Source organism: Lactococcus sp. S47, from assembly GCF_016517475.1.
GTDB classification, from domain to species: domain Bacteria; phylum Bacillota; class Bacilli; order Lactobacillales; family Streptococcaceae; genus Lactococcus; species Lactococcus lactis.
This window is the reverse complement of record NZ_JACVUB010000012.1, coordinates 34,440-49,912: the sequence shown is the minus strand read 5'-3', so window position 1 is coordinate 49,912 and position 15,473 is coordinate 34,440. Positions and strand designations below refer to the sequence as shown.

Here is a 15,473-nt window from a genome sequence, read left to right as displayed (position 1 = left end):
CTGTCAGTAGGTTTCTGTCAGTAGGTTTCTGTCAGTAGGTTTCTGTCAGTAAAAAAATAATCATCAAAATGATGATTATTTTTTATTTTCTATGCGTCATAATCTAAGTTATCAGCATGACCAGAACCATTACCAACAAAGAAACCTGTTTTAGCATTGATTGATACTAAATACCGACCATCTGGTGCATAAAGATTGTAATAACCACTAACAATTCCGGCTGGGAAACCTTGGGAACCATTGGTTGTATGAATCGCTGTTGGAACTAAAATATAATTATCTCCTGTAATATAGCCGCGTTCACGGGCTTTATTCAGAACCATTTCTTTAATTCCAGCTCCCCATGTGAAAGCAGGATCATTCGTGTTGACTCCAGCTTGAGGTTGGACACGTGCTGCTGATACTTCTAAATTAACTCCGTTGCTACTCAAACCATTAGCATTACTACTTGTGCTGGCATTTGTACTTGAACCTGCTGAAGCTGCTGACGAAGGAGTCGTCGTAGAATTGCTTTGACTAGCTGTACTTGATGTAGAACTTTGGCTAGTAGCTCCTTGATTCGCTTTGGCTTCTGCTGCACTTGCAGACGCTTTAGCTGAACTTTCCTTAGCAACTTGGCTCTTAGCTAAATCAATGGCTTGTGTCAGTAATTTATTCAGGGTTTCATTGGTTGTTTTAGGAGTTTCTGGAACTTTTACATTTGCCACTACTTTAGCTGATGAATCAAGTTTTCCGTCAGTAATTGCTGCGCTAGTAAAGAGAGCATTCACTTTCTTAATCGCATTAATTTGGTCTTTTAGGCTTTCTGTATCAGAGACTGCATTTGACCATGCCATGGAATTTTTGTGAGCATCAACTAAAGTTTCAAGAGCTGATAACTTGCTAAATTGACTATTTCTCAAAATAGTATGTGATTTGTCAGTGAAAAAAGCATCGTATTGTTTCTGATATTTATCTAAATCACTCTGACTGCTTTGAGAAGTTTGAACCGTTTGCCCTTTTTGATGACTATTATATTGGGCAAATCCAATCGCTCCAGCTGCAATTAAAACAATTGCACATAGACCAATAATGATTGGTTTTTTACGATTTTTTGACTTTTCGTCAGTAATTTTTGCCGCATTTTCTTCTACTTTATCTGCTTTAAAGGATGTTGTTTCAGCTAGTAAGTGAGGTGAAACTGATTCAGCAGTAATAACTTTATCAGGAATATCACTTTTTGTCTCTTTTGGTGAATCTGTCACTTTTTCCTCAGCTCCCGATTCAAGGGCTTGATTATTTTCAGTAGAATCTTCTTTTGAATCAGATTTAATTTCTTCTGCTGGTTCTTCTGTTACTTTTGGTTCAACTTCTGATTTTTCGTCAATTATTGAATCAGTTTTAGTGTCAGTTTCAGAAATTTCTGGTTCACTTGGCTCGTCCATTGGAACTTCGTTTGCTGACATCATAACTGGTGCAGCAACTACCTTCTCATCTTGTGGACTTTCGGCTTCTTCTTCGTCGTCAGTTGGTTCAGTTTTCTTGACTTCTTCAACTTGCGGAGCTTCTTTTTGCTCTGGCAAAGTACTGACAGGAGCGTCGACCATCACAACTGGATCTAAAACTAAATCATTTTTTGATTTTTTAGTTTCTTCGCTTTCCTTGTCAGCAACTTCTAAGTCTTTATTTTCTGCTGACAAATCAGAATCAGAACTGTCAGTAACTTTTTCAGAATCTATTTTTGAAGCTGCTAATTCATCATTCTCGTCGATTTCCTCTTTGGAAACTTCTTGAAGTTTTTCTGACTTAGCTTCTTTTTCTTCTTCAACCGGAACTTCTATATTTGTACGTTCTGCCTGAATGAATTCGTCCAAATTTTTACTTTTAGCTTCTTCGATTTCTCCACGGTGCTGACGAATATATTTATCTAAAACAGACTCATTTTCTTCATTTTCTTTATCAACACGTTTTGATTCTTCAACAATTTGCCCTACGGTAAAATCTTGTAAATCTTGAAGTTTCAAAGTTTTTTCACCAATTTGTTGCTCATTTTTTGGTTTATTATTGTTATTATTTTTGTTATTATTTTTGTTATTATTTTTGTTTTTGTTTCTATTTTTTTTATTTTTGTTTGACATTTTTCCTCCGAATAAGATTCCCACAATTCCAATAAAATGGTGAATCAGACAACGAGAGTTGCTCAAACTCGTCTGAATTTTTACTGACAGCCGTCATCACTAAAATTTTTTTGTTTTAGTAATAGCTTTTGTTCTGTCAGTAAAATTTATTTCATACGTTTTCCGAAATACATATACAAATCTGTTCTAAGTGTTCCGTTATATAGTTTGCGTTTTTTAGTTGCTTTTGCCCCATAATGCTTTTCAAAAGCGACATCACTCGTCAAAATGTATTTACTCCAAGTTTCTAGTGGCGCAAAAGTTTTACCCATTTCACCATAAAGAGCTGCTACAGCTTCTTCATCTTCCAAACGCACCCCATAAGGCGGGTTAGAAACTAAGACACCGTCAAGCTTATCAGTTCTAAAATCTTGAAGTCGCATTTGCTTATATTTTATCACATCTGAAAGGCCCGCCGCAAGTGCATTATGTTTTGCAATATCAATCATTTTTCCATCAATGTCAAAACCTTGAATATCCAATTCTAAATCTGTACGAATTTGTTTTTTGGCCAAAGCTTTTTCTTGTTTCAAAATTTCTTCATCAAACCAAGGCCATGCAGTAAAAGCAAATGGACGATTCATTCCTGGTGCCATATTTAAAGCCAGCATTGCTGCTTCAATTGTAAATGTTCCAGAACCACAAGTAGGATCAACAAAAGCACGACGAGGATTTGCTAACCAATTGGTTAATAAAATAATCGAAGCTGCCATATTTTCTTTCAAAGGAGCTTCTCCTTTTTCTGAACGATAGCCTCGTTTAAATAAAGAATCGCCAGTCGTATCAATCAATACAGTTGCCATATCTTTATGTAAAGCAATCTCAATTGAAAATTTAGCTCCATTTTCAGGAATTGGAACACCTTCAGGACGATGATATGTCGTCTGTAATTTTTTGACAATCGCTTTTTTAGTGATACTTTGAATTGACGGCTCATTATGTAAAGTTGATTTCACCGCTTTAGCTTTGCTGACAGGAAATTGGCTTCCAAAAGGAATAAGCTCTGCCCAGGGAAGCGCATAAACATTTTCAAACAATTCATCAAATGTTCTAGCTTTAAATTCCCCAACTACAATTTTTACACGGTCAGCCGTTCTTAACCAAAGATTCGCCTTAGCAATTGTTGCCAAATTTCCCTCAAAGAAGACACGTGAACGGTCGTCAATCGAAACATTTTCAATTTCCAGATTACGAAGTTCGCGAGCAACTAAACTCTCTAAACCACTTGAAGAAGTTGCTAATAACTTGAATTTCTTTTGCATTTTTTAACTTTCCATTCTCTGCATAAAATGAGCAGAGATAATTCTATCTATTTCAATTAAACACTATTTATCAAAAAAAGCCGAGGCTAAAAGCCCCAGCCTGTGTCATACAGTTTTCTATAAGCCATGTTTTGTTCCAGTTCAATTCACATTCGTGAATCTCCCCTTCGATAATCATCTGTCTGCCAAAATTCTTAATTTCAGCCTCGACCACGCCTTCATTTTGGCTAGTCAAGTGCCCCGACCATAAGTTTGGGTTGCTCGCTTGAGGGGTTTACCACGTTCCATTCTTAGAGTTTCCTCTAAGACTCGTCTCTATGGCACTTTTACAGGCTACTCACGCATATCAAAAGACTTAGCGTTTTGGCCAGCCGTTAGGCATGACGCTCCTACCTAGGTTTATTGTTTGACCTAGCACAATCACTGCGTGCATCTCAGCAACGCGCGAGCATGGACTTTCCTCACGATTTACAAAAAAATCGCGCGATTATCCGAAAACTGTTTTTATCAAAAATTAAGCAGAACAATAAAGTTCATTTACCAAAATCTTTGCCTTCACATCTTGTGAAGTTTGCAAAAAGGTTCATTTCTAAACCTAATGCAGAACATAAAACATTTCAATTTTATATTTTCTTAGTTGTTTTCACTAGCAATGCCGTTAGGTCCAAATACAGCTTGTTCTAAACGATTAATTCGTTTGAGTAAATCAAAATTACTTGGATTACGCATTTCCACTTTTGGTTTACTTGAACGTGCTTGAAGAATTTGGTTAGGGTCAAAGCGTTGTGTATCATCAAGATTTGCTTGATTTGGTTTAGAAACTTGCATTTCTAATTCAGCAATCTTTTTCTTCAAAAACTCATTTTCCTCTTGAAGACGCAAGTTTTCAGTCTGATAAGTTTCATAATCAGCAATAACGTCATCAAGGAGTTCATCGACTTCTTCTTTATCGTAACCACGCATCTTTGTAGAGAAGTCTGCTTCATAGATATCTTTAGGCGTAAATTTAAATGTCGGCATTTTTACCTCTTCATCATCATTATAAAATGTCCATTATTTATGATAACAGATTTTCAGTTTTTTTTCAAGGTCAACCTGATTAAAGTGATATCAAAAAGATAGGATTTATCAGCTGCACTTGTTTTTATATCAAAATCAAGTTTAATTAAATCAGAAAGTCCATTTTTTAAGGATTTAACGTTTAATTTTCTAACCAATTGATTGGCCAATTTTACAGGATAAGGGTGCATTTTTAAAAAGGCAACTTGTTGATTTTCTTGCCAACCCTTGGCTTGGAAAAGTTTGACTTGTAAATACAAACGATAAGAATTTGTCAAAATAGCTAATATTTTAATTAAATCTTCCCCTTGCAAGGTCAAATCATGGACTAAATCACGCGCCTCATCAATTTTTCCTTTAAAAATTAAATCAGTTAAGGCAAAAATATTATCTTGTAGCGATTTTGGGACGACTTTTTCCACATCATCAAGTGTCACTTCTCGCCCTAGTGCATAAGTTTGAACGAGGTCAATATTTTGCTTCATTACTGAAAAATTATCATTTGATTTAGCGGCAATTAAACTCAAAACTGCCTTTGGTAAAGGGCTTATTCGACTAAAATATTGAATTAATTCTTGACTCTTTAATTCTTGTGCTTCAAGCAAAGCTGCTTTAGCTTTTAATTTTTTAACAACTTTAAGACGACTGTCCAATTTTCCATAAAGGATTAAAACAAGTTGCGTAGTTTCCGGCGGATCATCTAAAAAATTTTCAAAGCGCTTCAACTGTTTTTCATCTAAAACACTTTTTTTAGCCGTTGTTAAATTAACCAAGTTTTCTAGGATTACCAACCGAGAATCTGAGAAAAAAGGGAGAGATTCCAAATCTTCAAGGGCTAAATCACTATTACTAGGAGTTAAGTCATAATAAGCCTGACTCAAATCCGTTGGCTCGAAATTAACCTCTGTTAAGAGTTGATTTTTCAATTCTCCAACTAGTTCCCTTGACTCACCAAAAATTACTAAAATTTGAGGGAGTCCTTTTCTTTTGATTTCATTAAATTCATCAAATACTGTCATTTTTAACTACCTCGTTACCATTTTTAAAGCAAACCCCAAGAGAACAAGGAGCAGGATGAGCAAAGCAAAACCTAAACAACCAACTTGAAAGAGTTTAGCAAAACTTGATTTTGCATTTCTAACAATTTCATTATCAGGTACGGCTATTCTCTCTTCCATTGATTTATATTTTTCATTAGAGTCAAAAGTGACATAGCCCCCACCGATAAAGCCATCATCTTCCGTCATTTTATTTCCATACAAAGCATCATTCCATGTAATCGGTCGATACGCTTCAACTCCTGGAATAAATTTTTGTGAAGAAGTGATATTTTTATCTGCCTTTAATTCTTCATAAAGTGTTCTGACTGGGGCTTTCATGCCGCCTTTTAAAATCTCATCCTCAGCAGGCCGATTCCAAAATTCTAAGCGCATATAAAGCTGGCCTAATATTTGTAAAACTGGTTCTTTGCGTTCATTTAAAACCAAAGCATCAGCTAAAACATTTTTTTCCTTGATTGAAAGTTTTTTATTTTGCTCATCTTCTCGTAAGATTTCATAGATTTGTAGAAAATAGTGACGATAATATAGTTCTTCACTCACTCTTCTACTCCTCCAATAAATTCTCCATCTGGACTAACAAGGACTTTACGAGGAGTCGTTCCTTTAGCAGGACCAACAATTCCCTGCGCTTCCAACTCATTCATCAAGTCAGAGGCGCGATTGAATCCAACTTTTAAAGCTCGTTGTAATTGAGCCGTTGAAGCTTTTTGAGCCATAATAACCATATTTCGTGCTTCTTCAAATAAGGGGTCACCAGAGCCTGTATTTGAAGCGCCCGTACCAACTTGACTTTCATCTACCTCACCAGGGTCAAAGCTTTCGTCATATTGAGCTTCTGATTGGTCTTTAATAAAGGTCACAACAGATTCGACATCATCGTCAGATAAGAAAGCCCCTTGCAAACGAATCGGATGATTTTCATCAATAGGTTTAAAGAGCATATCCCCACGACCTAGTAATTTTTCAGCCCCATTAGTATCTAAAATTGTTCGTGAATCTGTTCCAGATGAAACAGCAAAGGCAATTCTTGAAGGAACATTTGCTTTAATTAGTCCAGAAATGACATCAACAGATGGACGTTGTGTCGCAAGAATCATATGAATCCCTGCTGCTCGAGCTTTTTGTCCCAAACGAATAATTGCATCTTCCACTTCTTTACTGGCAACCATCATTAAATCGGCTAATTCATCAACAATGACTACAATCAGAGGAAGTTCAAGCATTTTTTCATCTGATTCTGCATTATATCTTTGTACTTTTTCATTATATCCAGCAATGTTACGGACGCCATAACGACTAAAGAGTTCATAGCGTTCTTCCATTTGGTCAACAACTTTTTGAAGGGCACGTGAAGCTTTACGTGGATTTGTTACGACTGGAATCAATAGATGAGGAATATCATTGTAAACAGAAAGTTCGACCATTTTAGGGTCAACCATCAGAAACTTCACTTGACTAGGCAAAGCTTTCATCAAAATTGAAGTAATAATACCATTTACCGCCACTGATTTACCTGAACCAGTTGAACCTGCAACCAATAAGTGAGGCATTCTTGTTAAATCAAATGTGCGAATTCCACCATCTAATGATTTACCAAGAGGAATTTCTAACAATTTGCTTGGATTAGTTTTGCCAGCCTCCCACATTTCGCGGAAACCAACCATTGCAACTTCGGCATTAGGAATTTCGACGCCGACTAAAGATTTCCCAGGAATTGGTGCTTCAATTCGGATATCTTTAGCAGCTAAGGCTAATGCTAAATCATCTGATAAATTAACAACGCGTGAAACTTTTGTTCCAGTCGCTAATTTGATTTCATATTTTGTAATTGATGGACCGACGACTGCCGATTCAACATTGGCACCAATTCCAAAAGATTTGAAAGTTTCTTCTAAAATACCAATATTTTTACGAACATTCTCACGTTCGCCTGATTGATTTTTGACAGGAACTTCTGCCAGTAAATCAATGGTTGGTAATTTATAGTTACCATTATAGTTATTAGTATTTGAAAAATTGACAGGTTCATCATCAAGAGGAACTTCTGCTAAAACTGGACTTTCAGTTTCATTTTCATTTTCATTTTCTTCAAAAGGCGCTTCTGGAATATTTATTGGAATTTCAGTGGGTACTGAGGTAAATAATGAATTTTCTGCTGCCTCTGGAAACTCTTCTCTTTCTGCTACGGCTTGTTTTTTTTCTAGCTCAGCAAGTGCTTTCGCTGCTTTTTTAGCTTCTACTTTTTCGGCATGCTTTTCTTTCCATTTCGCTAAACGTTGATGTAAATCTTCACGCATTTTAGGGAAAAGTCCTGGAATCATGAGATAAATAGCAACTAACCAAAGTACCGCAGCAATAATATAGACACCAATGACTGAAAACAAGGCTTTAGCAGGCTCGGTGATTAATGCTCCAATGACACCTGAGCCGACAAAATGAATGACACGGCCAGCCATTAAATCAGACCAGATAAGATGAAAAGTTTCATTAAATCCTTGATGAAGTCGAATTTGAAAGACAAACATTAGGCCGATAAAAGTTAAAATAATGGCTGGAATAATTCTTTTATTTTCTTTTAAAACTTGCTTACGAAAGACGGAAATAATCATTAGTCCAGCAAGCAAGAGAAGAAAAACAATCGCAAGAGAACCAACAAACAAGCGGACAATGTTATAAAGTAAGACTCCGACAATTCCTAGGCGAGCAAGCGCAAATAAGATTAAAAGAAGCCCAACAAAAAAAGCAATCATTTTGCGTGTTGCGGCCTTTTTCTGTTGTTCTTTTTTAGTATTTCTTCTGGTTGTTTTTTTCTTTGCAGGCATTTTTTTACTTTCACTCATTTTTAATAATATTGACAGGTTTGTCAGTAAAATAATATTAATTATATTTATTTATTTTTATAGTTAACACAAACTGACAGTTCTGTCAGTCATTTAAATTCTTCATAAAAGAATAGATAATTCCACTTACAATTATATCATAAATTTGATACAATAAAATTATGGAAAATATCAATGATTATAAGGCTTTAGCCTTCTTCGATTTAGACGGAACGTTGCTTAACAGTCAAAGTAAACTTGACCAAGAAGTTATTGAAGGAATTCATCGGATTCGCGAAAATGGTGTTTTACCTTTCATTGCTACTGGCCGTGGACATTTTGAACTTGATGAAATCATGAGTTTAACTGGGATTAGTGGAGCGGTTGCCATGAACGGACAGTATATTGTTTTAGATGGTGAAACAATTTATAAAGAAGAAATTCCGACAAGTAGTGTTGAAAAATTACTTGAGGCAGCAAGTCCTCACTCAGAAGCCCTTTCTTTTTATGACAGTCAAGGTTATTGGGTGAGTGAATTAACTGACTTAGCTAAAACCGCTTATGCTTATACTCATATGCCAATGCCTCAGGCAGATGCTAGGCGTTACCTCTCTCAGGAAGTCAATATGCTTTTGGTTTTGACCAATCAACTCAGTCAAGTTGATTATTATAAAGAACGCGTTCCTGAACTTAACTTTTTCATGAACTCTCCAAGTTCGATTGATGTTACAAACAGCACAACTAACAAAGGGACAGGAATTAATCATGTCAAAGAGGTGCTAAATTTCACTGGTCAAACTTTTGCCTTTGGTGATGGTCGCAATGACTTAGATTTATTCAAAGCAGCTGACCACAGAACGGCAATGGGAAATGCTGTTCCTGAATTAAAAGAGTTAGCCGATTTTATTTCTACAGAAAATACTAACCACGGAATCATCAATGCTTTTAATCATTGGGGCATCATGTAAAGTCTAATAAAAAATTACTGACAGAAAGTCTGTCAGTAATTTTTTTATTTATTTTCAAGGACTTCTCGTCTTCGATAGACATAAGCAAGAATGAAACAGAGGGCAACTGGTAAGGTCAAAATTAAGCCAACACCGTTAAAAACAGAGGCTACACAATAAAAGATACCAACAACTAAGAAATAAATTCCCCAACCTTTTTCTTTTGTCAATCTTGCAAAAGCCACCCAATTTAAAGCTAGTAAAGCGATTAAAATCAGAGCTGCAATCATCGCCGCGGTAGATAATAATTGCTTATCAAATCCTGAATCTTGAAGTTCTGTCATAATTTCTGAATTCTCTGGCATATAAATAATGGCCCAAAAACTAATTAGCCCAACAAGTGCCAAAATTGAAAAAATAATCGACCCTACTAGAGCAAAAATTTTTGATTTTCTCATTTTTTCTCATTTCCTTTTTGATTCTTTAATTATAACATTTTTAGACCAACAAAAAAATCCGCCTCAAATGGCGGATTAATGACAGACTTGTCAGTAATTATTCATTTACAAATTTACTGACAGAATATCATTATTTATTTTAAAGCTTGGGCAGCTGTGATAATTGCAAGTTTATAGACATCTTCTTCGTTACTTCCACGAGAAAGGTCAGAAACAGGTGCGTTCAAACCTTGCAAAATTGGCCCAATCGCTTCAAAATTACCCAATCGTTGAGCAATTTTATATCCAATATTTCCTGATTGAATATCAGGGAAGATAAAGACATTGGCACGACCAGCAACAGTTGAATCTGGTGCTTTTTGACGAGCCACCGCTGGAACAAAAGCAGCGTCAAATTGAAGTTCACCATCAATTTCAATTTCAGGGTAATCTTCTTTAACAAGTTTTGTCGCTTCTACTACTTTATCAACATCTTCTGATTTTCCAGAACCTTTAGTTGAGAATGAAAGCATGGCAACTTTGGGGTCAATATCAAAGAGTGCTGCTGTTTCGGCTGAAGCTACAGCAATATCGGCAAGAGTTGGTGCATCTGGTTTGATGTTAATCGCACAGTCACCAAAAATATATTTTTCATTGTCATCACGACCACGAACCATAATAAAAGCACCAGAAACAGATTTTACTCCTGGTTTCGTTTTAATGATTTGAAGGGCCGGACGAACAGTATCAGCAGTTGAATGAATTGCGCCAGAAACCATTCCGTCAGCAATTTTCATATAAACAAGCATCGTTCCAAAATAATTTGGGTCTTTCAAGAGCTCTTTTGCTTGTTCTTCTGTAACTTTACCTTTACGACGTTCCACAAAAGTTTCCGTCATCGTTTCAAAACGTCCACAATTTTCTGGGTCATAAATCTCAAAGCCTTCAGGATTAATTCCACGTGAAATCAATGTTTCAGTGACTTCTTTTACATTTCCAATAAAGACAGGTGTAATTAGTCCATCAGCGTTAAGACGATTTGCAGCACCTAAAATACGTGCATCAGTTCCTTCAGGAAAGACAATTTTTAAGCCTTTTCCACTAATTTTTTGTTTCAGTGATTCAAAAAGTTCCATTTTGACAAAATCCCTTGGTTACAAATTTCTCATAACCCACCGCTTTAAGTTGCGGATTTCCTTTCTGCAATTGTTACGAATTAAGTATATCATACTTTCACAAAAAAAGTAAGCATTACCATTATTGCTATTTAAGGACAATTAGCCTTTTTATTTTTCCAATTTTTCACGAGATTCACTAGCCAAAAACAAAAAAACTGTCATAGACAGCTTTTTTAGTCGTTTAAAATGCTAGCGATTTTCGTCGTAATAATATCAACCCCAACAGTATTTGATACCCCTTCAGGAATAATCACATCTGCATATCTCTTTGTGGGTTCAATAAATTGATGATACATTGGCTTAACAGCATCTAAATACTGTGTAATTACCGAATCAAGAGTTCTTCCTCTTTCTTCAATATCTCTGCGAATTCGACGGATAATCCGCACATCGTCATCTGTATCAACAAATATTTTGATATCCATTAAATCACGCAAACGTTCATCTTCTAAAACCAAAATTCCCTCGACGATTAAAACATCAACAGGTTCTTGACGGTAAGTTTCTTGTGAACGCGTATGTTTTGCATAATCATAAATCGGAATATCAACCGCTCGTCCATATTGAAGCTCTTTTAATTGAGCAATTAAATAATCTGTATCAAAAGCTAACGGGTGGTCGTAGTTTGTTTTTGTCCGCTCTTCAAAAGTCAAATGCGATTGATCTTTATAGTAACTATCATGTTCAATCATTGCAATTCGTTCATTTGAAAAAGTTTCTAAAATAGCATGTGAAACACTTGTCTTCCCACTTGCTGAACCACCAGTAACACCAATAATCAACGTTTTCTTCAAAATTAATTCTCCAAATTTTCTTCTATATATTCTACCACAATTTTTGAGCTTTTTGTCATCAACTGACAATTTTTTTACTTTTTAAGCGTTCACATCAAAAACTCTTAATTTTACTGACAAAAGCTCTTAATAAGTGACATGGAATCTTTGGAATTCTTATTTTTATAATTTATTTACTGAAAATTCAATAGTAGAGCAATGACCTTTAAGAAAAAATTTGATATAATAGAACAAGCTTTTAACAGAATTTTAGAATCTTCTAACGAATGATTCTGTCCACCTATAAAGGAGAATTTGATGCTAAAACTTGGAGTAATTGGTACGAGCTGGATTGCTCGCTCATTTATTGATGCTGCCCATATGACTGAAAAATTTCAGTTTTCTGCAGTCTATTCCCGTCGGCTCGAATCTGCTGATCAGTTTTCTGCCGATTTTAAAGACATCCAAAAATTCGATAATCTTGACGATTTTTTTAAAGCTTCACTTGATATTATCTATATTGCCAGTCCAAATGCCCTCCACTTTGAGCAAGCTAAAGCCGCAATTTTAGCCGGACATAATGTCATTGTTGAAAAACCTGCCTTTTCAAATCCTAAAGAACTGACGCAAATTATTAAGCTTGCTAAAGAGAATGAGGTCTTCTTCTTTGAAGCAGCCAGAAATATTCATGAACATTCATTTTCGATTATTAAAGACTTTCTTGCTGACAAAACAGTCAAAGGGGCAGACTTTACTTATTCAAAATATTCATCAAAAATGCCTGCTCTTTTAAACGGTGAAATCCCTAATAAATTTAATGCAAAATTCTCTGGTGGACTTTTAGCCGATCTTGGTGTATATCTTTTGTATGCTGCAATCTTTTGGTTTGGCAAACCACAAAAAGCAACTTATGATGCAGTTTTACTTCCGTCAGGCGTTGATTTAGCTGGTGTTGGAATTCTTGACTATCAAGACTATAAAGTTTCGATTAAATGCGCAGGAAATGTGAATTCATATCTTCCTAGTGAAATCTATACTACTGATGGAACTTTAATTTTGGATGGTGTTAATGCGATTACTTCTGCCAAATTCATTACTATGGATGGTTCAGAAACTAGAATCGACATTGAAGCTCCAAAACATTCTCTTTATGATGAAGCTGTTGACTTTGCCCAAATCCTAGAAAATAATGATTTTGATGCAAGTTATGACCTACATCAATTTGCCAAAGAAGTTTCAGAAACTTCATACCAAATGCGTCAAAGTGCTGGCATTGTTTTTGATGCTGACAATAAATAAAGCTCATCAAAAGTTACTGACAGAAATATTTTGTAAGTCTGTCAGTAATTTATCTCTGGTCTCTTAGTTAAATTGGATATAACTACTGCCTCCTAAGCAGTGATTGCCAGTTCGATTCTGGCAGGGGCCATCTAATAAAAAAGAACACCGAATTCGGTGTTCTTTTTTTACTCGATCAAATTCCAAACCAACTTGGAAATTGATTGCTATGAGCCACTAAGTTTGATTTATTATCAAAGATTTTTAAGACGAGTTTTAATCAATGCTTAGTTATAAACAACCCAGCTACCAGCAGGAAGTTTACTTGCCATCGCAATTTGTTCCGCCAAAGTCATTCCAGCATATTCGCCATGACCTAGCAATTGGAAAGCACCATAAGCACCTGAACTTGAATTCACACTATCAATACCACCATTTGATTCGTGAGTAATGATATAAGCCCATTCGCTAGCAGAATAGCCCGCTGCATTAGCTGTATTCGATGCCATATAATTAGCAAGAGCTTGGATGTCAACTTGTCCAGAAGTTTGGCTCATATTAAGCCCACCAGAAACACTTTGTGTTGCTTGAGTTGGTGCAACTGATGTAACTTTAGTAGGTTGTTCTTCAGCAGTTTTAGTTGTTGCAGAAACTTGAGTTGTTGTTCCTGTAAGAATATTATTAACTTCTGTTTGGATTGCTTTCACATCAAAACCTTTACTTTGAAGGTTAGTGACACGAGTATCTCCATTTCCGTAGTTTCCGTTAATTACTTCTATAGCAACTTCATGAGTTGATTTAGGTGTATCCGCATGAGCGATTCCGCCCCCAATAAACATGAATGATGCAACTAATCCCGTTGAAATAGCAACTTTACTTAATTTCATTTAGACCTTTCGATTTCGCCACTAAGAACATTCCATAGGATTCAAACTGAATCCAGTCTATCTTCTATTAACATGGTTACTTCCCATACACATCATAAAGTCCGAACGCTTGTGTAGGATTACCGTAAGCAGTTTAACGTCATTGCACGCTATGGACGTTTAAAAATTCATTTCTCACAACTTATTGTGAGTTAAAAAACGATTTAACATGAGTAGTAAATTTTCTCCACCACTCATGAGAAATGATTATATTATCTATTACTTAACCGAACCTTAAAATAAATGCTAAGAATCCCTCACAAAAGTGATTATAAAGCCTTTTCCTTCAAATCTTATTCTCATATTGTAGTATCTTTAGTACGACTATTGGAGGCTTAAACCGTTCCTAAATCAATTAAAATTAGCTTATTTTATATTTATCTTAACAAAGATTACTAAATATAATCTTCAAGTCTATGTTGATTCTTAACCTATAATCAGTTATAATTACAATAGAAATGAAAGCACTTCAGTAAAATGAGTAACATTTGTTAACATTTTTACTTAAACTTTTTTAATATGATTAAAAAATAGAGAATTATTTTCTCAAAAAATAAATAAGTAAAAGCCGTAAAATAACGGCTGTTTTTATTCAAATTATATTTTCAGGAGTAGTTATGTCCCTCAAAAATTTTTTAGAACTCGTCGAAATTAAAACTAAAATCGCCAGTATTTTCCCTTACATTATTGGTTTACTTTTTAGTTTAAGCTATTTTAAAATGATAAATATTGGCCTATCTCTATTATTTTTAATAGCTATGCTCCTTTTTGATATGACCGTAACTGCTATTAACAATTATCAAGATTTCAAAAAAGCCAAAGATGAAGATTATAAAAAGCAAGAAAATATCATTGGTCAAGCCAATCTTTCCACCCGATTGGTAGCTTCTATTATCTTGTTTATGCTTATTTTGAGCCTTTTTTTAGGATTTCTCCTCGCTTATTTTGTTGGTTGGCTTTTCTTTATTCTTGGTGGAATCGTCTTCTTTATTGGCGTTTTCTATACTTATGGTCCTATTCCACTTTCACGTATGCCTTTAGGAGAAATTTTTTCTGGTGGGACAATGGGCTTTGGAATTTTTGCAATGATCATCTTAATCAACAGCGCTCAATCACCTATTTTTAACCTAAATCTTGATTTCACAAACGACTCTTTTAGCTTTACTGGTAGTATTTTTGCAGCCATCGCCATGATAATTGCAAGTTTACCACTCATTTTTACCATTGCAAATATCATGCTGGCCAATAATTTACGTGATTTAGATAGCGATATAAAAAATCATCGCTACACATTAGTTTATTATATCGGTCGTCCAAACGGAATCAAACTTTTTCAACTTTTGATGTATTCTTCCTATTTAGCTATTATTATTGGATTTATCTTTAGAATATTTGAATGGCCAACTTTACTTAGTTTACTCACTTTTCCAATTATCAGAAAGAATCTAAAATCTCATGCTAGTCAAGTTCCAAGCCCTCGCAGCTTTGTTTATTCACTGAGAAATATGGTTCTATTTAACAGCGCTTATGCTGTGAGTCTGTTTTTATCAATCCTTTGGCAATATTTAAGCAAATAA

Annotated in this window: 13 protein-coding genes, 1 tRNA gene and 1 other RNA gene; 4 read left to right on the top strand and 11 right to left on the bottom strand. The window is 35.2% G+C overall.

Annotated elements, in window-relative coordinates:
• Positions 1–89: 89 nt before the first annotated feature.
• The 7 genes from IAE52_RS10800 to IAE52_RS10770 form a co-directional block, all read right to left on the bottom strand.
• Complete coding sequence (locus IAE52_RS10800; protein WP_058211629.1) at positions 90–2,117, bottom strand: cell division site-positioning protein MapZ family protein; 2,028 nt, start codon at positions 2,115–2,117, stop codon at positions 90–92.
• 146 nt (positions 2,118–2,263) lie between these two features.
• Positions 2,264–3,418, bottom strand: coding sequence for a class I SAM-dependent RNA methyltransferase (locus IAE52_RS10795; protein WP_033900216.1), 1,155 nt, complete (start codon positions 3,416–3,418; stop codon positions 2,264–2,266).
• Positions 3,419–3,533: 115 nt separating this feature from the next.
• An RNA gene (rnpB, locus tag IAE52_RS10790) (RNase P RNA component class B) lies at positions 3,534–3,917 on the bottom strand.
• Positions 3,918–4,051: 134 nt separating this feature from the next.
• Positions 4,052–4,438: a cell division regulator GpsB gene (gene gpsB / locus IAE52_RS10785; RefSeq protein WP_003129453.1), complete on the bottom strand. Its 387-nt coding sequence runs from the start codon at positions 4,436–4,438 to the stop codon at positions 4,052–4,054.
• A gap of 53 nt (positions 4,439–4,491) precedes the next feature.
• Entirely contained in the window at positions 4,492–5,496 is a 1,005-nt protein-coding gene (gene holA / locus IAE52_RS10780) for a DNA polymerase III subunit delta (RefSeq protein ID WP_012898251.1), read from the bottom strand.
• Between the two features lie 6 nt (positions 5,497–5,502).
• Positions 5,503–6,078 (bottom strand): hypothetical protein, encoded by a 576-nt coding sequence (locus IAE52_RS10775; protein WP_109991101.1) that lies wholly within the window; start codon positions 6,076–6,078, stop codon positions 5,503–5,505.
• A complete protein-coding gene (locus IAE52_RS10770; RefSeq protein WP_081041109.1) occupies positions 6,075–8,378 on the bottom strand; it encodes a DNA translocase FtsK in 2,304 nt (767 codons plus the stop codon). The genes IAE52_RS10775 and IAE52_RS10770 overlap by 4 nt, the downstream gene beginning before the upstream one ends.
• A gap of 161 nt (positions 8,379–8,539) precedes the next feature.
• Between IAE52_RS10770 and IAE52_RS10765 the strand changes: the two genes are divergently transcribed.
• On the top strand, positions 8,540–9,325 hold the full coding sequence (locus tag IAE52_RS10765; RefSeq protein ID WP_003129459.1) for a Cof-type HAD-IIB family hydrolase: 786 nt from the start codon (positions 8,540–8,542) through the stop codon (positions 9,323–9,325).
• A gap of 44 nt (positions 9,326–9,369) precedes the next feature.
• Here IAE52_RS10765 and IAE52_RS10760 read toward each other — a convergent pair whose 3' ends face one another.
• The 3 genes from IAE52_RS10760 to udk form a co-directional block, all read right to left on the bottom strand.
• Entirely contained in the window at positions 9,370–9,762 is a 393-nt protein-coding gene (locus IAE52_RS10760; RefSeq protein ID WP_003130340.1) for a hypothetical protein, read from the bottom strand.
• Positions 9,763–9,896: 134 nt separating this feature from the next.
• Entirely contained in the window at positions 9,897–10,877 is a 981-nt protein-coding gene (pta, locus tag IAE52_RS10755; protein ID WP_003130342.1) for a phosphate acetyltransferase, read from the bottom strand.
• 215 nt (positions 10,878–11,092) lie between these two features.
• Positions 11,093–11,713: a uridine kinase gene (gene udk / locus IAE52_RS10750; RefSeq protein WP_010906081.1), complete on the bottom strand. Its 621-nt coding sequence runs from the start codon at positions 11,711–11,713 to the stop codon at positions 11,093–11,095.
• A gap of 297 nt (positions 11,714–12,010) precedes the next feature.
• On the opposite strand from udk, the gene IAE52_RS10745 reads away from it, so the two are divergent.
• Together IAE52_RS10745 and IAE52_RS10740 are read left to right on the top strand one after the other, a co-directional pair.
• A complete protein-coding gene (locus IAE52_RS10745; protein WP_109991102.1) occupies positions 12,011–12,991 on the top strand; it encodes a Gfo/Idh/MocA family protein in 981 nt (326 codons plus the stop codon).
• Positions 12,992–13,048: 57 nt separating this feature from the next.
• Positions 13,049–13,121, top strand: a tRNA-Arg gene (locus IAE52_RS10740).
• Positions 13,122–13,257: 136 nt separating this feature from the next.
• On the opposite strand, the gene IAE52_RS10735 is transcribed toward IAE52_RS10740, so the two are convergent.
• Positions 13,258–13,857: a transglycosylase gene (locus IAE52_RS10735; RefSeq protein WP_003130347.1), complete on the bottom strand. Its 600-nt coding sequence runs from the start codon at positions 13,855–13,857 to the stop codon at positions 13,258–13,260.
• 656 nt (positions 13,858–14,513) lie between these two features.
• Here IAE52_RS10735 and menA point away from each other — a divergent pair.
• A complete protein-coding gene (menA, locus tag IAE52_RS10730) occupies positions 14,514–15,473 on the top strand; it encodes a 1,4-dihydroxy-2-naphthoate polyprenyltransferase (RefSeq protein WP_003130349.1) in 960 nt (319 codons plus the stop codon).

Coding starts and splice junctions, on each gene's coding strand:
- holA (WP_012898251.1), bottom strand. CDS start 5,496: ATGACAGTATTTGATGAATTTAATGAAATCAAAAGAAAAGGACTCCCT.
- gpsB (WP_003129453.1), bottom strand. CDS start 4,438: ATGCCGACATTTAAATTTACGCCTAAAGATATCTATGAAGCAGACTTC.
- IAE52_RS10795 (WP_033900216.1), bottom strand. CDS start 3,418: ATGCAAAAGAAATTCAAGTTATTAGCAACTTCTTCAAGTGGTTTAGAG.
- IAE52_RS10745 (WP_109991102.1), top strand. CDS start 12,011: ATGCTAAAACTTGGAGTAATTGGTACGAGCTGGATTGCTCGCTCATTT.
- IAE52_RS10735 (WP_003130347.1), bottom strand. CDS start 13,857: ATGAAATTAAGTAAAGTTGCTATTTCAACGGGATTAGTTGCATCATTC.
- IAE52_RS10765 (WP_003129459.1), top strand. CDS start 8,540: ATGGAAAATATCAATGATTATAAGGCTTTAGCCTTCTTCGATTTAGAC.
- IAE52_RS10770 (WP_081041109.1), bottom strand. CDS start 8,378: ATGAGTGAAAGTAAAAAAATGCCTGCAAAGAAAAAAACAACCAGAAGA.
- IAE52_RS10800 (WP_058211629.1), bottom strand. CDS start 2,117: ATGTCAAACAAAAATAAAAAAAATAGAAACAAAAACAAAAATAATAAC.
- menA (WP_003130349.1), top strand. CDS start 14,514: ATGTCCCTCAAAAATTTTTTAGAACTCGTCGAAATTAAAACTAAAATC.
- pta (WP_003130342.1), bottom strand. CDS start 10,877: ATGGAACTTTTTGAATCACTGAAACAAAAAATTAGTGGAAAAGGCTTA.
- IAE52_RS10760 (WP_003130340.1), bottom strand. CDS start 9,762: ATGAGAAAATCAAAAATTTTTGCTCTAGTAGGGTCGATTATTTTTTCA.